The organism is Pseudomonas sp. TMW22090 (assembly GCF_022496665.1).
In the GTDB taxonomy this organism is placed as follows: domain Bacteria; phylum Pseudomonadota; class Gammaproteobacteria; order Pseudomonadales; family Pseudomonadaceae; genus Aquipseudomonas; species Aquipseudomonas gregormendelii.
In genome coordinates, this window is record NZ_SCFH01000006.1 from 255,081 (window position 1) to 274,503 (window position 19,423).

Sequence of the window (19,423 nt, forward strand, 5' to 3'; positions counted from 1 at the left end):
TGATTCTAAAAGCGAGCCTGGGCGCGGCGGTGGTGCTGATCCTCGCCGCGCTGGCCAGGACCAAAAACTATTACATCGCCGGGCTGGTACCCCTGTTCCCGACCTTTGCCCTGATCGCGCATTACATCGTCGGCAAAGGCCGATCGCTGGATGATCTAAAGACCACCATCGTGTTTGGCATGTGGTCGATCATCCCGTACTTCATCTACCTGGCCACGTTGTACGTGATGGTCGACAAGATGCGGCTGGAAGCCTCACTGGCGGTGGCAGCGGTGGCCTGGCTGATTGCGGCCACCGTGCTGGTCGGCGTGTGGGTGCGCTTTCAGACCTGAGCTACTGATGCACCGTGCCGCCCTTGGCTTCACTCATGATCTGCCGAATTGCACCCACGAACGTCTCCACAGGTTGTCCGCCGCTGATCGCGTATTGACCGTTGAAGACCACGGTCGGTACCGAACTCACTCCGCGGGACAACCAGAGCTGTTCTTCTTCCCGAACTTCCCGGGCGAATTCGTCTGATGCCAGGATCGTCTCGGCCCGCTGCTGATCCAGCCCGACACTCGCGGCAATCTGCGCCAGTTGCTGATGGTCGGACGGGTTGGCTCCATCGCTGAAATACGCCTTGAACAGCGCCTCCTTCAGGTTGAACTGCAACCCTTCCAGCCCTGCCCAATACAACAGGCGATGGGCATCGAAGGTGTTGTAGATGCGGCTGTTGCCGTCCGTGCGGAAAGCAAAACCGACCTCGGCACCGCGCTCGCGGATCATCTCGCGATTTTTCTGCGACTGCTCAGGCGTGGAGCCGTATTTCTCGGTGATGTGCTCGGTGATGTTCTGGCCTTCGGGTCCCATCTTCGGGTTCAGCTCGAATGGCTGGAACCGGATCTCGGCCTGGACCTCGTCACCCAACAGATCAAGGGCCTGGGTCAGGCCGTACAGGCCGACGACACACCAGGGGCAGGACACATCGCTGACAAAATCGATTTTCAGGGGGGTAGTCATCACTCACCTCGCAGACTGGAAAGCGTCGCAAAGGTCCAACGATACACCCGTAGGCGCTGGGGGTTACAGGAGATTGGGGGCCGGCAACGGGTCAATCTGTGCCCAATGCGACGTGTCTTCGCGATGGGCCTGCAAATACGGCAGCACCGCCGCCAACAGCGGCGCCTTGAACGCTTCCTGGAATCGATGCGCCAGTCCCGGAATCAGCTTCAACTGACTTCCGTGAATATGCGCCGCCAGGTGCACGCCGTGCATGACCGGCAGCAACGGATCAGCCGTACCGTGCACCACCAGGGTTGGTACCCGCAGTTGATTGAGCAGCGCCACCCGACTCGATTCCGCGAGGATCGCCATGATCTGGCGTTTCACGCCTTCGGGGTTGAACGCCCGGTCATAGGATTGCGCCGCCTGTTGCAGCAACGCCTGGCGATCATCACTCACCGTCGGGCTGCCCAGCGCCGCGAGCAGATCAGCCTGTTGTTCCAGTGCTGCTTCGCGATTCGGCGCACCACGACGCGCAAGCAACTGCACCAACGCCGCACTCGGTGCCGGCAGTCCTTCGGCACCGGAACTGGTCATGATCAGGGTCAGGCTCTCGACCCGTTGCGGCGCCATCGCCGCCATGTGCTGGGCAATCATTCCGCCCATGCTTGCGCCCAGCACGTGGAACTGCTCAACGTGCAAGGCATCCATCAACCCAAACGCATCATCCGCCATGTCCGTCAGGGTGTAGGGCGCGGACACTGGCAAACCGAGTTTGTAGCGCAGCACTTCGAAGGTCAGATTGGCGTCGACGGGTGCCTGGCGCCACGTCGAGAGACCGACATCGCGGTTGTCATAACGGATCACCCGAAAGCCTTGCTGACATAGCGCGACAACCACTTCGTCCGGCCAGTGGATCAACTGGCCGCCAAGCCCCATCACCAGCAACAGCGCCGGATCCGAAGCACGGCCAATACTCTGATACGCCAGGCTTACCTGTGCCAGATCGGCTCGTTCAGTTGGAACATTGACATCGCAACGCGAAGCCGCCATCGACGGCAGGCCAAACAACAAAGCGGCCAGTAAAAGAAATAAACGCATGAAAAAACACCGAAACGCAGAACCCCAGTAGAGCGCGAGTCTGATGAAGTTTGTTCAAGCGCGCTGCCACAGTTCCATGACAGTTTGATGAAGAGTGCCGAGCGGTCATATTCGAAACCATGCGATCGTTGATGGTCGGATCGCCGCCCGGAGCATGCGCCGCCAGGCTATGCCAATCGAGTGCGCAACTGCCGCGCTGCCGCCACCATGTTCACCAGCGCAGCTTCGGTCTCCGGCCATGCACGGGTCTTCAGTCCGCAATCGGGATTGACCCACAGGCGCTCGGCCGGAATCCGCTTGGCGGCCTTGCGCAGCAAGTTGATCATCTCGACAGTATCCGGCACGCGCGGCGAGTGGATGTCGTAGACGCCCGGGCCGATATCATTCGGGTAGTCGAACGCCTCGAAAGCCTCCAGCAATTCCATGTCCGAACGTGAGGTTTCGATGGTAATCACATCGGCATCCATGGCCGCGATGGCCTGGATCACGTCATTGAATTCGCTGTAGCACATATGGGTGTGGATCTGGGTTTCGTCACGGACACCCGAGGCGGTCAACCGGAACGCTTCCACCGCCCAGTCGAGGTACTCCTGCCATTGCGCCCGACGCAGCGGCAGGCCTTCGCGGAACGCAGCCTCATCGATTTGCACGATTTTGATGCCGGCTTTTTCCAGGTCCACCACTTCGTCACGCAGTGCCAGGGCCAACTGTTGAGCCTGGACTTTGCGCGAAACATCTTCCCGTGGGAACGACCACATCAGCATGGTCACCGGCCCGGTCAGCATGCCCTTCATCACCTTCTCGGTCTGATTTTGGGCATAGGTAATCCAGTCCACCGTCATGGCCTTGGGACGGCTCAGGTCGCCATAGATGATCGCCGGTTTCACACAACGGGAGCCGTAACTCTGTACCCAGCCGAACCGGGTGAAGGCATAACCGTCGAGCTGCTCGGCGAAGTACTCGACCATGTCGTTGCGCTCGGCTTCACCATGCACCAGCACATCCAGGCCCAGGCGCTCCTGAACTTGCACGGCGTGCCGGATTTCGCTGTGCATGGCATCGGTGTAGTCATTGGCGGACAGCTTGCCCTGCTTGAATGCCTGGCGCGCCAGGCGGATCGCACCCGTCTGCGGGAACGAGCCAATGGTGGTCGTGGGAAATGCTGGCAACTGCAGGCGAGCACGCTGTTGTTCAACTCGCTGGGCAAACGGTGATTGGCGCCGGCTGTCAGCGGCACTTACCGCCGCAACACGGGCCTGCACGGCAGTTTTGTGAATACGCGGCGACTCGGCACGACTGGCCTCAATGGCATTGCTTTCAGCCAGCGCCGCTCGCACCTTGGGCGCTTGTGGATCGTTAAGCGCGTCACGCAGCACGGCGATCTCGCCACACTTTTGCACGGCAAACGCCAACCAGCTTTTCAGTTCCGGATCGAGTTTGTCTTCGCGGTCCAGATCCACGGGGCTGTGCAGCAGCGAGCAGGAACTGCTGACCCACAGGTTGTCGCCAAAGCGTTCCTGGGCCGGTTGCAATTGCGCCAGCACCGATTCCAGTTCGCAGCGCCACACATTGCGCCCGTTCACCAGGCCCACGGACAGGATCTTGTAGGTCGGCAGGCGATCAAGCACCTGGCCGAGTTGATCCGGCGCACGCACGGCGTCGATGTGCAGGCCTTGCACCGGCAGGCCGACCGCCAGGCCGAGGTTGTCTTGCAGACCACTGAAGTAGGTCGCCAGGAGTTTTTTCAGCGGTGAGTACTGAAGGATGTGGTAGGCGCGTTCGAATGCGCTTTTCCACGCCTGGGGCAGGTCCAGGGTCAGGATCGGTTCGTCGATCTGTACCCATTCCACGCCTTGCGCGGCAAGGCGACTGAGGATTTCGTTGTAGACCGGCAACAGCCGTTCGAGCAAATCGAGCCGGTCGAAGTCGTCGCCCTTGGCCTTGCCCAGCCACAGGTAGGTGAGCGGGCCGATGATCACCGGCTTGACGGTGTGGCCGAGCGCCAAGGCTTCGTCGACCTCGTCGAACAGTTGCTCCCAGCTGAGTTTGAACTGCTGATCGGCGCTGAACTCCGGGACCAGGTAGTGGTAGTTGGTGTCAAACCACTTGGTCAGTTCCTGGGCGTACTGCGCCTGGCCATGCTCATTGCCGCAACAGCTGGCGGTGGCGCCACGGGCCATGGCGAACAGGGTATCGAGGGTCGGCAGGCCGTTCTCGTCCTGGGCGCCGGCAAAACGCTGTGGGATCACGCCGAAGGTCAGGGAATGGGTCAGCACCTGGTCATACCAGGCGAAGTCGCCTACCGGCAGCAAATCGATGCCGGCGTCTTTCTGCAGCTGCCAATGGGTGGCACGCAACTGCCGGCCAACGCTGTGCAGCGCATCCTGGTCGAGGTCGCCCTTCCAATACGATTCAAGGGCTTTTTTCAGTTCGCGGTCTGCGCCGATGCGGGGAAAACCAAGTGTGTGGGCCAACGCCATGGGGAATGCTCTCAATCAAAAGGGGACGTGAAACATGGCGCTATTGTCGACAGACAGGGCAACATGAGACAAACTCAACCTTTTCGTGTTGATCACAAGTTTTCCTCATGGAGGCTCCCCCGGTGCTTGAAATCCGCAACCTGAAAACCCTGCACGCCTTGCGCGAAGCTGACAGCCTGGTCGATGCGGCCGACCGCCTGCACCTGACCCAGTCGGCGCTGTCCCACCAGTTCAAAGAGCTGGAAGAACGCATGGGCATGCCGCTGTTCGTGCGCAAAACCAAGCCTGTGCGCTTCACCAGCGCGGGCTTGCGCCTGCTGCAACTGGCTGATGCGACACTGCCGCTGCTGCGTGGCGCCGAGCGCGACATTGCCCGGCTGGCCGGCGGCACGGCAGGACGCTTGCACATGGCTATCGAGTGCCACAGTTGCTTCCAGTGGCTGATGCCGACCATCGACCAGTTCCGCGACGCCTGGCCGGAAGTCGAACTGGACCTGGCCTCGGGCTTCTCCTTCGCCCCGCTGCCAGCCCTGGCGCGCGGAGATCTGGACCTCGTGGTGACTTCGGACCCGCAGGAGCTGGCGGGCATCACCTATGTGCCGCTGTTCACTTACGAGGCAATGCTTGCGGTGGCCAACCAGCATCGTCTGGCGAGCAAGGCGTACATCGTGCCCGAAGACCTGATCAGCGAGACCTTGATCACCTACCCGGTGGAACGCGACCGGCTGGACATCTTCACCCGCTTCCTGGAGCCGGCGGACATCGAACCGGCGCAGGTTCGCACCTCCGAACTCACGGTGATGATGATGCAACTGGTGGCCAGTGGTCGTGGCGTATGCGGCATGCCCCATTGGGCGCTACATGAATACAGCTCACGGGGTTATGTGAAGGCCAAGCGCCTTGGCGAGAAAGGCCTGTTCGCGACGTTGTACGCGGGAATTCGTGCGGACATGCTGGATGCGCCTTACATGCGCGACTTCTTGCTGACCGCCAAGGACACCTCGTTCTCGACGCTCGATGGCGTCAGTGCCGTGAGGTAGGAGCGAGCTAGGCGCGATGGACGCCATGATGACGCGGGAAACCTGACACCCCTCGGCGCACTCAGGTTTTTCGCGAGCGAGCTCGCTCCTACACGGTTCGGCTGTCATCGATTACGTGGAAAGCTTCACAGCCTGAGCCGTCCCCGGGCTTTTCAGGTTGCCTTACGCTGCTCCAGCATCAAGCGCACCGCCAGCGCCGCCAGCACACCCCCCATGAAATACCGCTGCACTGCCAGCCAGCCCGGGTTGTGCACGAACCAGGAAGCGATGCCCGCCGCGAATAGCGCTATCAGCAGGTTCACGCAAAAACTCACGCTGATCTGAGTCAGCCCCAGCACGATGCTTTGAGTGAACACGGAGCCATGTTCAGGAGAAATGAACTGCGGGAACACCGAGAGATAAAACACCGCGATCTTCGGGTTGAGGGCGCTGGTGAGAAATCCCATGGTCACCAGTTTGCGCGAAGAATCCGGCGGCAGCTGCTGCGCTTCAAACGGTGAACGCGCCCCAGGCCTCACCGCTTGCCAGGCCAACCACAGAAGATAGAGGGCGCCAGCCCACTTGAGCACCTCGTAAGCCAACGGCACCGCGAGGAACACCGCCGTCAGCCCCGCTGCGGCAGCGAACAGGTGCACGAAGAACCCCGCCACCACCCCCAGCAATGAAACCACGCCAGCCTTGCGTCCCTGGCAGATGGAGCGGGAAATGAGATAGATCATGTTCGGCCCGGGCGTGAGCACCATCAGCAACGCCGCGGCGGCGAAAATCAACAGGTCGTGGAGTGGAATCATGGGCAATCCTTCGTCCGTAAAAGATCAGGCAGTCGCGATGAGCGAAGCTCGATAAAACGGCAGGATCAGGTCCCGTGTCAATGGCGCCAGCAAGACATCGCCCTCGGTGGCCGGGTCGATCCAGATCACCTCCTCGATCTCCGCCGCCGGCGACACGTCAGCCGCAATTGCCAGCTGAAACAGCTCGGCCTGCACGACAAAACCCGGCTCATTGGCGGCCGGGGCGCTGAACTGGCCGAGGTAGGCGGCGTGCGCAGGATCGATCAACAGCCCCAACTCTTCCTCCAGTTCCCGCGCCAGCGCGTGCACCGGCTGCTCCTGGGCTTCGATCTTGCCACCGGGCTGCATGAAGGCGGTAGTACCGCGTTTACGTACCAGCAGCGTGCGCCCGTCCGGGCCGATCAGCAGCGCTGCGGCAATGTGGATAACGCGGGTGGTTGAAGTAACAGCCATGAAGCAAATCCTGCCCTGGATAAAAAACCCAAGGATACAGGTCCGCCTGTCCGTTCCCAATGGATCAGTACAACGCCTATGCCCTCTCCTGCACGTGCGCAACGTTAGCCGACGGGTCCTGCGGGACCTTTACAAAGATGCTGTACTTCGCCCCCTCCATGGCTTCAAAGGCGATGAGTTTCTCCACCAGTGCCCCGTTCAACACCTTGCCGGCGTTGAGCAGCAGCATGCCATTATCGGCATTGAGGTTGCGCGCCAGGATCATGCCCGCCGCCACGTCGCGAGTAGTCAGCACCTTGACCGCAGGGTCGGCCAGCGAGACATCGCTCTGGCAGGCGGCGCAGACCTGGATGAAATCTTCTACCATCCCCGGGTCGTAGAGCCTACCCGCATAGTTGCGGATATAGAGCAGAGCTTCATCGCTGTTCATCTGCCGCTCCAGAATCAGCCCGCGTTGCAACTCGATGAAATCCACCGCCAGTTTCAGCAGCCGCGAACCAAAGGGAATGGCCTCGCCCTTGAGCCGGTCGGGAAAGCCGGTGCCGTCCCAACGCTCCTGATGATGAAGGATCAGGCGGGCCGCATCCTTCATCGGGTCGAGGGTCATCAGCAACGTCTCGCTCTGTTTCGGATAACCGCGGTAACGCTCGCGGTCGTTGTGATGCAGCAAGTCCGCCGGGGCGGTCATCATGCTGTCCGTCCAGCTCAGCTTGCCAATGTTGTAGAGCGCTGCGGCCATGGTCAGGTCGCGACCGGTGCCTTCATCCACCCCATGGCGGTTGCAGTACACCCGCACCAGCTCGATGATCTGGCGATTGGTCTGCTTGGCCGGCGGCAAGCGCAAATTGGCCAGCAGTGAAAACACCTCGGTACCCGTGACGTAGCTGCGCTTGAGCTCTTCGTAGGCCAGGTCGAGCATATCGGCCGTCTGCTGCAATTCGGCAGTGCGCGCCGCCACATGCTTTTCCAGCGTGGCATTGAGTCGCTTCAGCTGCTCGTTCTGCTGATCGGTTTCCTGCACCAGGCGCAGACGTTCGCGCTCCGAGTGCTGGTAGGCGAGTGATTGGCGCAGGGTGAGCAGCAGCTCCTCATCGTGCCAGGGCTTGCTGATGTAACGATGAATCTGCCCTTCGTTGATCGCCTTGATGATGGCCTCGGGATCGGCGTAGCCGGTAAGCATGATTCGCGTGGTATGGGGATAAAGCTGGTGGACATGCGCCAGGAACGTGGCGCCATCCATATTGGGCATGCGGGCATCGCTCATCACCAGGTCGATGGGCTGCTGCGCCATGATCTCCAGCGCCTGGGCACCACCCGTTGCCAGCAGCACGTCGTAAGGTTGGCCGCGCAGCAGGCGGCGCAGGCTATTGAGAATCGATTCCTCATCATCAACCAGCAGCACTTTGGGTTTATGACTCGAAGTCGTGGGGGGTTGCTCTTCCATGACGTCACCTCGGGTAGTACTGCTGCATTGCCGGGTCCGGGCGGGGTGGACAGCGCCTGAAAGCGGAGTCTGGCCTACAGGCTAGATGAAATTGAGCGCCTTCCGGCAAATGATTTCATTTTGCCAGCGCGAAGCAGTGGCCAGACGTCTATGCTCAGGTGACTCGGATCCTATATCTGTACGTTCGGCCAGGTGATCAGGGAAAGGATACCCCTCCTATGAGTACACTCCACGAAACCGTTGCCGGCTTCGGCTCGCGTCAATGACGACCCTGCTGGCGCGGACCAACCGGCGCATTCTGATCATCGACGATGCACCGTCGATTCATGCGGATTTCCGCAAGATCCTCGCTCCCGCCATCGACGACGAACGGGCCCTGGCCGACGCCGAGGAAGCCCTGTTCGGCACGCAGCCGGTGGAGCGCCTGACATTCGAGCTCGACTCAGCCTATCAGGGGCAGGAAGCCCTGGCGCGAGTCCAGCAGGCCCTGGTGGAGGGGCGACCTTATGCGATGGCGTTCATCGACATGCGCATGCCACCGGGCTGGGATGGCCTGGAAACCATCGAACACCTGTGGAAGGCCGACCCGCAGCTGCAGATCGCCCTGTGTACGGCCTACTCCGACTACAGCTGGGAAGACATCGCCGAGCGGCTGGAATTCGGCGATCAATTGCTGGTGCTGAAAAAGCCTTTCGACAGCCTGGAAATCCGCCAGATGGCCAGCGCCATGACCTGGAAATGGCAGATGGCCCAGGACGCGGCATTAAAAGTCTTGAGCCTGGAACAGACCATCGAGGCACGGGTGCACGAACTGCTCAAGGTCTCGCACCTGCTGCAATACGACGTGCTCACCGAATTGCCCAACAGCACGTTGCTGGGGGACCGCTTGAACCAGTCACTGGCCCTGTCCCGGCGTCATGACAAACAACTGGCGGTGATGTTTTTCGGCCTCGATCGCTTCAAGCGCATCAACAACGCGCTCGGCCATCCCGCCGGCGACCAGATGCTCAAACGGGTCGGGCGCAACGTGGTGGCGGCGGTGCGTGCGTCCGACTCGGTGTTCCGCTACGGCTCGGACGAGTTCGTGGTGATCCTCGCCGACATTCGCCATCCCCAGCAGACCAAGGGCATCGCCGAGAAACTCCTGAACGCGATCCGGGCGCCCCAGCACATTGCCGGCCACGAATTGAGCGTCACCGCCAGCCTGGGTATCAGCGTCTATCCGGACGACGGTTTTGATGCGATTTCGCTGATCAAAAAAGCGGAAACCGCGATGCGCAACGTCAAGGAGACCGGCCCGGACAGCTACCGCTTTTTCATCGAAGAAATGAACCAGCGCGCCTGGGACCAGCAAAGCATGGAGACCGGCATCCGCCTGGCGCTGGCTCGCAACGAATTTGTCCTGCACTACCAACCCAAGCTGGACCTTCGCAGTGGCCAGGTGGTCGGCGCCGAGGCGTTGATCCGCTGGCACAAGCCCGGCCACGGCATGGTCTTTCCATCGGCATTCATCGCAGTGGCCGAAGACAGCGGCCTGATCGTGCCGCTGAGCAAATGGGTCCTGGCCGAAGCCTGTCGACAGAGCTGCGCGTGGCGGGCAGCCGGGCTGCCGCCGATCTGCATGGCAGTGAACATGTCAGCCATCGATTTCCGTCAGGCGGATTTTGTCGATGGCATCGAGCAGATCCTCGCGCAAACCGGCATGGAGCCGGCCCTTCTGGAGCTGGAGATCACCGAAAGCGTGTTGATGCAAAACATCGAGTCCACCGTTACCTCCCTGCAACGGATCAAGGCACTGGGGGTGCGCCTGGCCATCGACGACTTCGGCACCGGTTACTCCAGCCTGAGTTACTTGCGGCGCTTTCCCATCGACGTCCTGAAAATCGACCAGTCATTCATTCGCGGCTTGGGCAGCGACAGCAACGACGCAGCACTGGTCAGTGCCATCATCAGCCTGGGGCGCAGCCTCAAGCTGACCATCATTGCCGAGGGGGTGGAAACCGCTGAGCAACTGGACTTCCTCAAGGCCCGGCACTGTGAGGAAGGCCAGGGCCACTACTTCAGCAAAGCGGTGGAGCCCGAGGTATTCGTTCGCTATGTGGAGTCGCTCAGGCCCTCCTTGTCGACCCTCTCGTGAACCCGACCCAACGACACCCAGGCCAAGCGCTAAGGAAACATCAGATGTGGTTCCGCTTTAACTACCGGCTGCTGGTACCCGTGCTCGGGGTATGCCTGGGCGTCGAAGCCGCGCCGCTGGACGAACCCCTCAAACCCCTGCCTGCGGTGCCCCAACAGGATGCGCAACGCGTAGCGCTGGGTCGCCAGTTGTTCAACGAAACCCGTTTGTCGGTCAATGATTCACTGTCCTGTGCCAGCTGTCACCAACTGGCCCGGGGCGGCGCCGACAACAAGGCCTTTTCGATTGGCTTTACCGGTCTTCCGGTTGCGGTCAACACCCCCAGCGTACTCAACGCCAGCCTGAATTTCCGGCAGTTCTGGAACGGTCGCGCAGACTCCCTGGAAGCCCAGATCGGCGAAGTCGTACAGAGCCCCAGTGAGATGGGCAGCAACTGGCAACACGTGGTACAGACCCTGTCCGCCGATACGGCCTACCGCACTTCATTTGCCAACGCCTACCCCGACGGGGTGACCAGGGACAACGTGCAGAACGCCCTAGCCAGCTACGAGCGCACGCTGATCAGCGCCAACTCGCGGTTTGACCAGTACCTGCTGGGCGACACCCAGATACTCAGTCGCGAGGAAAAGTACGGCTATCAGCGTTTCAAGGAATACGGCTGCATTGCCTGCCACCAGGGGGTGAACATCGGCGGAAACATGTACCAGAAGTTCGGCGTCCTGGGCGATTACTTCAAGGAGCGGGGTCACCCTATGGAGTCCGACCTGGGGCGTTACCTGGTAACCGGGGATGAAGAGGATCGCCACGTGTTCAAGGTGCCCAGCCTGCGCAACGTCGCAGTCACCGCGCCGTATTTTCACGACGGCTCGGCCGCGACGCTCGAAGAGGCGGTGGACGTGATGTTCAAGTTCCAGCTCGGCCGTATTCCTTCGACCGAAGATAAGACCCTGATCATCAAGTTTCTCAAGACCCTGACCGGTGAATGGGAGGGTAAACCCTTATGACACTGTCCTACCGACGCAACATGACGCTGTTGGGCATCGTCGCCCTGATGCTGGCTTCGACACTGGTGTTCCTGTACCTCAAATCCAGCGCGGACCAGACCACGACCTACGCCGAATCCCGGGACTTGATCGGTCGCATCAAACAGCTGAATGCGCAGTGGGAAACCGAAATCCTCAAGGCAAGGATCGCCATCAGCCACAATTATGACCCATTGGTGTCGCCACTCACCGAGATGACCCGGCTCTGGCAACGATTTGATTCGATGGAGTCAAGCCACGACCGCAATGCCTCGGCCGCGTGGCGCACCAGTCATGATGCATTCCTCGCCGCCCTCAAGGAAAAAACCCGCCTGGTCGAACAATTCAAGTCGCACAACGCCGTGTTGCGTAATTCACTGGCATTTCTGCCCACCGCCGAGGATGACATCCAGGCGCAACTGGCCGAACTGGTGGACGGCGACAAATTGCAGTTGCAGAACATCGCCACTGACACCTATGACTTGCTGCTCAGCAGCCTGGAGTTCGCCCAGGTCACGTCCGATGGCAAGGCTGCCGACATTCTGCTCGGTTTGAACAAGCTGAAGGTCAACAAAGAGCGCCTGCCCGAACAGTTCCACAGCCCGATCGACATTGTCAGCAGCCACATCTCATTGATCCTGCGCGAACAACCACTGGTCAACCGGCTGCTGGAAAACATCGAGGCCATCCCCGTGGCCCAACGCCTGGACGACATTACCGACCTGCTCAACACTGACCAGCACAGGACCGAAGCCGTCGACCAGCGCTACCACTTTTCCATGCTGATATTTTCGGTGTTGCTGGTGCTGTGCCTGGTGTACCTGACCATTCACCTGATGCGCAGTTTCAGGGTGATCCAGCGAGTCAACCAAGCCCTGGAAGCCGCCAATGACGACCTCGAATTGCGGGTAGAAGAACGCACCCGTGAACTGCGCGATACCCAAAGTGAACTGCTCGACACTGCACGCCAGGCCGGGATGGCCGAGATAGCGACCAACGTGCTGCACAATGTCGGCAACGTACTCAACAGCGTCAACATTTCAGCCGATCTGGTGACACGTAAACTGCGCGCCAGCAAGGCCCAGGGCCTGGCCAAGGCGATGCAGCTGATTAACGATCATCCAGGCGATGTGGGCACCTTCCTGACCCAGGACCCGAAAGGCAAACTGCTTCCCGGTTACCTCAATCAACTGGTGGAAGCGATAGCCCTGGAGCAGCAGGGCATGAGCGAGGAACTGGCGCAGTTGAGCAAGAGCGTCGATCACATCAAGGACATCGTCGCCACCCAGCAATCCTATGCGGGCGCCAACAGCCTCATGGAGCCGTTGTACATCAGCGAATTGCTCGAAGACGCCCTGCGCATGAACGCGGGCGCCCTGACCCGACATCAGGTGACGGTGGTCAAAGATTACAGCGCATTGCCGCAAGTCATGGGTGACAAGCACCGGCTGCTGCTGATCCTGATCAACCTGATCAGCAACGCCAAATACGCGATGTCGGATTTGAATAATCGTGCGCGGCAAATGACCCTGGCGGTGAAAATCATCGATGAAACAACCCTGCAAGTCAGCGTCAAGGACGACGGCGAAGGCATTGCCGAGGAAAACATCACGCGGATCTTTGCCCACGGTTTTACCACCCGCAAGGAAGGTCACGGCTTCGGTCTGCATAGCTGCGCCCTCGCCGCCATCGAGATGAACGGCCACCTCACCGCCCACAGCGACGGCCCGGGCAAAGGCGCCCTGTTCACCTTGCGGATCCCGCTGCACCTCGTACCGGAGCCAGCATGAGCGAGGGTTTCAATCGGCGCATCCTGCTGATCGACGACACTCCGTCCATTCATGCGGATTTTCGCAAGATCCTCATGCCTCCCCCGGTGCAGACGCAGGAGATGGATGCGATGGAAGCGACCCTGTTCGGCAGCGAGACCGCACCGACCCGCGTGACGGTTGAGCTGGATTCGGCCTACGGAGGGCAGGAAGGTCTGGGTAAACTGAAGTGGGCGCTGGACCAACAGCGACCCTATGCCCTGGCCTTCGTCGATATGCGCATGCCCGAAGGCTGGGACGGCGCCCAGACCATCGAACACCTGTGGCAGGCAGACCCGCGCTTGCAAGTGGTGGTGTGTACCGCCTACTCCGATTATTCCTGGGATGAACTGCTCGACCGCCTGCAGGCCCATGACCGGGTACTGATTCTGAAAAAGCCGTTCGACAATGTGGAAGTGCAGCAAATGGCCAATACCCTGTTGGCCAAATGGGACATGACAGAACGGGCCAGCTTGCAGATGAATCATCTTGAGCATCTGGTGCAGCGGGAAGTCGACGAGCGCAAACAGCTTGAATCACAACTGGTGCAATCGGAAAAATTGGCGTCGCTGGGGCAGCTCGCCGCTGGCGTTGCCCATGAGATCAACAATCCCATCGGCTTCATCTCATCCAACCTCGGCACGCTCGATGGCTACTTCCAGCAACTGCAGGAAATGCTCGATGCCTATGGGCAGGCAGAGACCTTGATCCAGGCCGGTGAGTGGGCCGAACGCCTGCAGCAGCTGCGCGAACGGATTGAACTGAACTTCCTGCGCGAGGACATTCCGCTGCTGATCAAGGAGTCCAAGGACGGCATCAACCGGGTCGGCCGGATAGTCAGGGACCTCAAGGATTTTTCCCGGGTGGACGCCAATCAGGAATGGCAGTGGATCAACTTGCAGCAGGGCATCGAGTCGACCCTGAACATCGTCGCCAACGAACTCAAGTACAAGGCCGATGTGCTCAAGGAGTATCAGGTGCTACCCGACATCGAGTGCCTGCCCTCACAAATCAATCAGGTGTTCATGAACCTGATCGTCAATGCCTCCCAGGCGATTGGCCCGGAACGCGGCACCCTGACCCTGCGCACCGGGCATGCTGCACAGTCGGTATGGATCGAAGTGCAAGACACCGGCTCCGGCATCGCACCGCAGAACCTGCAGAAAATCTTCGACCCGTTTTTCACTACAAAACCCGTTGGCCAGGGCACAGGCCTGGGATTGTCCTTGTCCTACGGCATCATCAAGAAGCATCGCGGAGAAATCACGGTTCGCAGTGAAGTCGGCGTGGGCACCACATTCCGGGTCGAGTTACCCATTCGCCAGAGCAGCCGAGTCGACTGACGCCCCGCGAGGCTGGCATCAGTGGGTTCACCAGCGCAAAGTCTTGATCGGCGGTGGTTCCTTGACGACGATAAACCCGTAGTCGCCGATCAGGTATATCCGGTAGTACGGCCTGTCCACCAGCGCTGGATAGGCCAGGTACCCCACGCGCGTGGCATTGCGCCGTTCCTTCTCGGCGACCACGTTGGTGATGCCGACGCTGGGCAGGTTCTCGGCCAGCATGTAGAAGTCGATGTTGAGCAGATAATGCAGCACCGGCATCTGCCTGAACGTACCGGCTGCGCCCGTCAGCCAGTGATCGGAATAGGTCACCGACAGATAGATACGCTTGGCTTCGCGCAGCTCTCGATGGGCGCTGATGTCTTGCGCAAGACTGCCCAGGGCCTGGGTGGCGAAGGCCTTCTGCACGGTCAGCACCCGGCCGTAGGCGTAGGACAGCGACAGCGTCGCCAGCAGCGGTAAGGCCAGCAGCAGCGGCAGGCGCGGGTGAAGCCGCGACAATGCCAGGTGGCCGAGGTAGAACAGCAGCACCAGCAGCACGGCGAAGCCCATCAAGGTTCTGGCGCCTTCGTTGAAGTCGCGAAAGAACAACGCCATGCCCGACACAAGCAAGGTCACCAGCGGCAGGGTCAGCAGGCATACCAGGCCGATGCACAGGCGTTTGGCTGCGCTGTCCGGACGCCTGGAAATCTCGCGCCCCAGCCCTGCGGCGCCCGCTATTGCACACAACATCAGCCCGGCCAGCACCCAGGTAAAGCCGCCATGGAACAGCAACTGCACCTTTTCCAGCACGCGGCCGATATTGATCAGCACCTGCAGCCATGGATCGGCGTCCAGGTTCAATAACAGGGTGCGATTTGACTCGGTAAACGGGTAGGCGGTCACGCCGTAGATCAATGCGCCAAGGGCCGCCTGGGCGATTCTGCAGCCGATCAGATCTCGCCACTTGCGCCATTCCAGCTGGTCATGGGCGCCCTTCAGCACTTCAAGGCAGCACAATCCCAGGAACACATTAAAACTGATCTGATACAAGCCCAAACCCAACGCGACAAGACCGGCAGGCACCAGCCACTGCAGGATGCGCGAGGTGTGGTGAAAACTGATTGCGTAGATGACTGCCACCACGCTCAATGCCATGGCGGGGCCGTCGTATTGATAAGACAGGTTCTGCAGGAAAAACGGGTTGTACCACAGCGGCAACACCACCAGGCAGTTGGAGACCCTGGGCTCGCGCCAGTAGTGAAACGTCAGGCTGGTCAGGGCCGATGCCATCGCCAGCGTGGCGATCAACAGCGGCAACGGAAAAATGTTCGGCGCGCCAGGGCTCAAGGTCAGGGCCTTGTACATCAGCTCGGCGAACAACCGTCCCTGCCCTGCCCATTCCATGCCGCCCGACAACGCGCGCCAGTTGTCATCGATATAGCGGTAGTCGGCAAAGATCAGCGGCAACACATACACCAGCGTCGCCAGCACAAACAGCCGCCAGGCCTGGCGCCGCCCCAGCTCACGGGTCAGAGCGTCACCCAGTCGGCCCATGTTAAAGATCGCGCCCCTGCCTGGCGCCGACGATGTCCTTTATCACGTAACGCGGTCGATGCTTGGCCTCGATGTAGATGCGGCCGACGTACTCGCCGAGAATGCCGATGCCGATCAGTTGAACACCGCCGAGAAACAGAATGGCGGTCATCAGCGAGGGGTACCCAGGGACGCTGTTACCGAAGAAAATCTTGTCCAGCACCATGTACACCGCATACAGCACGGCAAAGACTGAAATGGCACCACCGATGTAGGTCCACAGGCGCAACGGCACCGTGCTGAACGAGGTCACGCCCTCCAACGCCAGGTTCCACAGTTTCCAGCCGTTGAATTTGCTGTTGCCGGCCACCCGCGAGGCACGCTCGTACTCCACCACCACGGTGTTGAAACCGGCCCAGGACAGCACGCCTTTCATGAACAGCTGATGTTCCGGCAGCGCGCGAATCACGTCGACGACCTTGCGGTCCATCAGCCGGAAATCACCGACATTTTCTTCGATGCGGGTGTAGGAAATGCGATTGAGCAGGTGGTAGAAAAGTGATGCACTGTGGCGCTTCATGTAGCTGTCGGCGCTGCGATCACGGCGCTTGGCAAGCACCACGTCCGCCCCCTTCAACCACTGCTCGATCAACAACGGGATTACGCTGATCGGGTCCTGCAAGTCGACGTCCATGGGAATCACCGCATCGCCGGTAGCATGTTCAAGGCCGGCGAACAGCGCGGGTTCCTTGCCAAAATTACGCGAAAAATTGATCAGCACGACCTGCTCGTCGACCTGCGCGAGCGCGGCTGCCTGTTCGGCTGTACGGTCCGTGCTGCCGTCGTTGATGAAAACAATTTCGACTTCGGCCTGATCCAGTTTCAGCTCGTTGCGCACGGCCTGGTAAAACAGATTGATGGCCTGCTCTTCATTGAACACCGGCACGATGAGCGAGATTTTCATACCTGATGCTCGCGGAAGACAACGTATTTGGAGAAGAGGAAACCCAGCACCAGGCTCAATGCGGAAAACAGCCCGACCGTGAGCAGGCCATGCAGTCGCCAGACGTCGGCAACATGGCCCACCCCCAGACTCAAGGCGCCCATGGTCACCAGGAATAAAGCATAGTTGGCGACCGACGTTTTGCCGTCGAAGGTGAATTGCGCGTTCATGTAGAAAGAGAACGAGGCGGCCACGCAGAACGCCATGAGGTTACTGACGGCCTGGCTAAAGTCAGCCGCCACGCTGAGCAGGAAAAAAATCTGCCAATGGATCAGCGTATTTGCAATCCCGATCACCGTGTAGCTGGACATTCCTTTCCACAAGCGTCTCATGGCGCCCCCTCCGTTGCTGACTACCGTCATCCTCGGCACATAAGGGTTTGAGCCTGGCGACTGTCAGAAATCACAGGCGGGGGTGTTTTTCAGACCGACGGTGAAATCCTGCAACGAAAAAGCCCCGATCGACAGACCGGGGCTTTGGCATTTCACATACGCACAATCAAGGAGCCGAACGCGCCGCACCCTGCGATACATTGGTCGGCTGCAGTTTGAACACGTAGAACAACACCGTCAGCAGCACCAGGAAGGCCGGGCCGACATACAGCGCCACGCGGGTGTCGGGGAAGTAGGCCATGAGGCAAACCACCAGCACCAGGAACGCCAGCGCCAGGTACGAGCTGACCGGGAACAGCCACATCTTGTATTTCAGGCCGGCACGTTCGCTGGCGCTCAGGCCTTTGCGGAATTTGAGCTGGGCCAACAGGATCATCACCCACGTCCAGATCGCGCCAAAGGTGGCAATTGCCGTCACCCAGACGAAGACTTTCTCAGGTACCAGGTAGTTGAGCAGCACGCCCAGCAGCAAGGCGCCGATCGACAGCAGCAGTGCGCGACGCGGTACGCCGTTGCTCGAGGTCGTGGCGAAACCGGCCGGGGCCTGGCCATTCTGCGCCAGGCTGTAAAGCATGCGCCCGGTGCTGAAAATGCCGCCGTTGCAGGACGACAGCGCAGCGGTAATCACCACGAAGTTAATGATACCGGCTGCAGTCTTGATGCCCAGACGCTCGAAGGTCATCACGAACGGGCTGCCCTGGGTACCGATTTCGTTCCATGGGTAAATCGACAGGATCACGAAGAGCGCGCCGACGTAGAACAGCAGAATGCGCCAGAACACCGAGCCGATCGCGTTCGGGATTGTCTTCTGCGGGTTTTTCGCTTCACCGGCGGTCAGGCCGATCATCTCGACGCCGAGGTAGGCGAACATCACCATCTGCAGGGACATCAACACGCCCTGCACGCCGTTGGGCATGAATCCGCCGTGGGCCCAGAGATTGGAAATCCCCAGCGCCACGCCGTCGTTGCCGAAGCCGAACGCGATCACGCCGACACCGCCGATCACCATGGCAATGATGGTGACGATCTTGATCAGGGCGAACCAGAATTCGAATTCGCCGAAGGCTTTCACAGCGATCAGGTTGATCGAGCCCATACTGATCAACGCCGCCAGGGCCCAGATCCAGCGCGGTACCTCGGGGAACCACACACCCATGTACACCGCCACGGCGGTGATTTCCGCCACGCAGGTCACCAGCCACAGGAACCAGTAGTTCCAGCCGGTGAGGAAGCCCGCCAACGGGCCCAGGTAATCTTGAGCGTAACGGCTGAAAGACCCGGCTACCGGGTTATGCACGGCCATCTCACCGAGCGCGCGCATGATCACCAGGATCGCCAGACCACCGATGATGTAGGAAAGCATGATGGCCGGGCCGGCCATTTCGATGGCCTTGGCCGAACCAAGGAACAGACCGACGCCGATACAGGCACCGAGCGCCATCAAGCGAATATGCCGTTCGCCGAGTTCGCGTTTAAGCGGGCCGCCCTGAGCGGTCTCGCCGTGGGGCAGGTGATTGCCGACTGGCATGGGGGTACAACCTCGTCTTGTTATTGGATATGACCACCGAGTGACCAAGCGCGGGCGGGTCGCCTTTGCTTGCCTGAAACCGGACCTGCTTCGTGGGCAGAACCGTCTTGTAGGACAAAACCTCCAAGATCAGCGGGGCGTGCAGTATAAAAAGCTTACGACAGGGTTTTTCACTCTATAAACCACAACATTCAGCGAGAACTCTCGGGAAAAGCCCAGTTTGTGGAGGAGCATTACCTGGGCTTCGTAGGAATTTTCGCAGCTAAAACGGCGCGGAGTATTGCACGCTATTGGTGCGTCGTCATGTCCCTACTTAGGCCTAATTTACGCGTGAACGGCTCTATCTCAAGGCTGTCGGGCAAATGCTGGGAATCACTTGCAT

16 protein-coding genes are annotated in these 19,423 nt (G+C 60.1%); 6 read left to right on the top strand and 10 right to left on the bottom strand.

The features are described from left to right. The first annotated feature begins 2 nt into the window (after window positions 1–2). Window positions 3–332 carry a GlpM family protein gene (locus tag EQV97_RS18535; protein WP_163019478.1) on the top strand — a complete coding sequence of 110 codons (330 nt, stop codon included), beginning with the start codon at window positions 3–5 and terminating at the stop codon, window positions 330–332. A gap of 1 nt (window position 333) precedes the next feature. Here EQV97_RS18535 and EQV97_RS18540 read toward each other — a convergent pair whose 3' ends face one another. The 3 genes from EQV97_RS18540 to metE all read right to left on the bottom strand — a co-directional run bounded on the left by EQV97_RS18540 (window position 334) and on the right by metE (window position 4,565). Beyond that, window positions 334–1,002 carry a DsbA family oxidoreductase gene (locus EQV97_RS18540; protein ID WP_122840059.1) on the bottom strand — a complete coding sequence of 223 codons (669 nt, stop codon included), beginning with the start codon at window positions 1,000–1,002 and terminating at the stop codon, window positions 334–336. 63 nt (window positions 1,003–1,065) lie between these two features. Then, window positions 1,066–2,085, bottom strand: coding sequence for an alpha/beta hydrolase (locus EQV97_RS18545; RefSeq protein ID WP_225569493.1), 1,020 nt, complete (start codon window positions 2,083–2,085; stop codon window positions 1,066–1,068). 167 nt (window positions 2,086–2,252) lie between these two features. Further along, window positions 2,253–4,565 carry a 5-methyltetrahydropteroyltriglutamate--homocysteine S-methyltransferase gene (gene metE / locus EQV97_RS18550; protein ID WP_240889444.1) on the bottom strand — a complete coding sequence of 771 codons (2,313 nt, stop codon included), beginning with the start codon at window positions 4,563–4,565 and terminating at the stop codon, window positions 2,253–2,255. Window positions 4,566–4,687: 122 nt separating this feature from the next. On the opposite strand from metE, the gene metR reads away from it, so the two are divergent. Continuing rightward, window positions 4,688–5,605, top strand: coding sequence for a transcriptional regulator MetR (gene metR, locus EQV97_RS18555; protein WP_240889570.1), 918 nt, complete (start codon window positions 4,688–4,690; stop codon window positions 5,603–5,605). 152 nt (window positions 5,606–5,757) lie between these two features. On the opposite strand, the gene EQV97_RS18560 is transcribed toward metR, so the two are convergent. The 3 genes from EQV97_RS18560 to EQV97_RS18570 form a co-directional block, all read right to left on the bottom strand. Further along, on the bottom strand, window positions 5,758–6,396 hold the full coding sequence (locus tag EQV97_RS18560; protein WP_122840056.1) for a LysE family translocator: 639 nt from the start codon (window positions 6,394–6,396) through the stop codon (window positions 5,758–5,760). Between the two features lie 24 nt (window positions 6,397–6,420). After that, on the bottom strand, window positions 6,421–6,849 hold the full coding sequence (locus EQV97_RS18565; protein WP_240889446.1) for an NUDIX domain-containing protein: 429 nt from the start codon (window positions 6,847–6,849) through the stop codon (window positions 6,421–6,423). Between the two features lie 76 nt (window positions 6,850–6,925). Then, entirely contained in the window at window positions 6,926–8,293 is a 1,368-nt protein-coding gene (locus EQV97_RS18570) for an HD domain-containing phosphohydrolase (RefSeq protein ID WP_240889448.1), read from the bottom strand. Window positions 8,294–8,555: 262 nt separating this feature from the next. On the opposite strand from EQV97_RS18570, the gene EQV97_RS18575 reads away from it, so the two are divergent. Genes EQV97_RS18575 through EQV97_RS18590 form a run of 4 tightly spaced genes read left to right on the top strand, consistent with a single transcriptional unit; the run spans window position 8,556 to window position 14,603 of the window. Then, on the top strand, window positions 8,556–10,430 hold the full coding sequence (locus EQV97_RS18575; protein ID WP_240889450.1) for an EAL domain-containing protein: 1,875 nt from the start codon (window positions 8,556–8,558) through the stop codon (window positions 10,428–10,430). Window positions 10,431–10,474: 44 nt separating this feature from the next. Next, complete coding sequence (locus EQV97_RS18580) at window positions 10,475–11,434, top strand: cytochrome c peroxidase (RefSeq protein WP_240889452.1); 960 nt, start codon at window positions 10,475–10,477, stop codon at window positions 11,432–11,434. Further along, window positions 11,431–13,242: a DAHL domain-containing protein gene (locus EQV97_RS18585; protein WP_122840051.1), complete on the top strand. Its 1,812-nt coding sequence runs from the start codon at window positions 11,431–11,433 to the stop codon at window positions 13,240–13,242. Before EQV97_RS18580 ends, EQV97_RS18585 begins: the two co-directional genes overlap by 4 nt. Then, window positions 13,239–14,603, top strand: coding sequence for an ATP-binding protein (locus EQV97_RS18590; RefSeq protein WP_240889454.1), 1,365 nt, complete (start codon window positions 13,239–13,241; stop codon window positions 14,601–14,603). Before EQV97_RS18585 ends, EQV97_RS18590 begins: the two co-directional genes overlap by 4 nt. Before the next feature lie 27 nt (window positions 14,604–14,630). On the opposite strand, the gene EQV97_RS18595 is transcribed toward EQV97_RS18590, so the two are convergent. From EQV97_RS18595 to EQV97_RS18610, 4 genes are all read right to left on the bottom strand, one after another. Next, on the bottom strand, window positions 14,631–16,139 hold the full coding sequence (locus EQV97_RS18595) for a glucosyltransferase domain-containing protein (protein WP_240889456.1): 1,509 nt from the start codon (window positions 16,137–16,139) through the stop codon (window positions 14,631–14,633). A gap of 1 nt (window position 16,140) precedes the next feature. Then, window positions 16,141–17,082, bottom strand: coding sequence for a glycosyltransferase family 2 protein (locus EQV97_RS18600; protein ID WP_122840048.1), 942 nt, complete (start codon window positions 17,080–17,082; stop codon window positions 16,141–16,143). Next, the gene (locus EQV97_RS18605) at window positions 17,079–17,453 is read right to left on the bottom strand and encodes a GtrA family protein (protein ID WP_122840047.1); all 375 of its coding nucleotides are present in this window, start codon (window positions 17,451–17,453) and stop codon (window positions 17,079–17,081) included. Before EQV97_RS18605 ends, EQV97_RS18600 begins: the two co-directional genes overlap by 4 nt. Before the next feature lie 166 nt (window positions 17,454–17,619). Beyond that, entirely contained in the window at window positions 17,620–19,041 is a 1,422-nt protein-coding gene (locus EQV97_RS18610) for an amino acid permease (protein WP_122840046.1), read from the bottom strand. Between the last annotated feature and the right edge of the window lie 382 nt (window positions 19,042–19,423).

What these genes read in the sequence shown, in the direction of transcription:
- EQV97_RS18605 (WP_122840047.1), bottom strand. Translation starts at nt 17,453, where the DNA reads ATGAGACGCTTGTGGAAAGGAATGTCCAGCTACACGGTGATCGGGATT.
- EQV97_RS18570 (WP_240889448.1), bottom strand. Translation starts at nt 8,293, where the DNA reads ATGGAAGAGCAACCCCCCACGACTTCGAGTCATAAACCCAAAGTGCTG.
- EQV97_RS18595 (WP_240889456.1), bottom strand. Translation starts at nt 16,139, where the DNA reads ATGGGCCGACTGGGTGACGCTCTGACCCGTGAGCTGGGGCGGCGCCAG.
- EQV97_RS18545 (WP_225569493.1), bottom strand. Translation starts at nt 2,085, where the DNA reads ATGCGTTTATTTCTTTTACTGGCCGCTTTGTTGTTTGGCCTGCCGTCG.
- EQV97_RS18540 (WP_122840059.1), bottom strand. Translation starts at nt 1,002, where the DNA reads ATGACTACCCCCCTGAAAATCGATTTTGTCAGCGATGTGTCCTGCCCC.
- EQV97_RS18565 (WP_240889446.1), bottom strand. Translation starts at nt 6,849, where the DNA reads ATGGCTGTTACTTCAACCACCCGCGTTATCCACATTGCCGCAGCGCTG.
- EQV97_RS18600 (WP_122840048.1), bottom strand. Translation starts at nt 17,082, where the DNA reads ATGAAAATCTCGCTCATCGTGCCGGTGTTCAATGAAGAGCAGGCCATC.
- EQV97_RS18580 (WP_240889452.1), top strand. Translation starts at nt 10,475, where the DNA reads ATGTGGTTCCGCTTTAACTACCGGCTGCTGGTACCCGTGCTCGGGGTA.
- EQV97_RS18585 (WP_122840051.1), top strand. Translation starts at nt 11,431, where the DNA reads ATGACACTGTCCTACCGACGCAACATGACGCTGTTGGGCATCGTCGCC.
- EQV97_RS18590 (WP_240889454.1), top strand. Translation starts at nt 13,239, where the DNA reads ATGAGCGAGGGTTTCAATCGGCGCATCCTGCTGATCGACGACACTCCG.
- EQV97_RS18575 (WP_240889450.1), top strand. Translation starts at nt 8,556, where the DNA reads ATGACGACCCTGCTGGCGCGGACCAACCGGCGCATTCTGATCATCGAC.
- metE (WP_240889444.1), bottom strand. Translation starts at nt 4,565, where the DNA reads ATGGCGTTGGCCCACACACTTGGTTTTCCCCGCATCGGCGCAGACCGC.
- EQV97_RS18610 (WP_122840046.1), bottom strand. Translation starts at nt 19,041, where the DNA reads ATGCCAGTCGGCAATCACCTGCCCCACGGCGAGACCGCTCAGGGCGGC.
- EQV97_RS18560 (WP_122840056.1), bottom strand. Translation starts at nt 6,396, where the DNA reads ATGATTCCACTCCACGACCTGTTGATTTTCGCCGCCGCGGCGTTGCTG.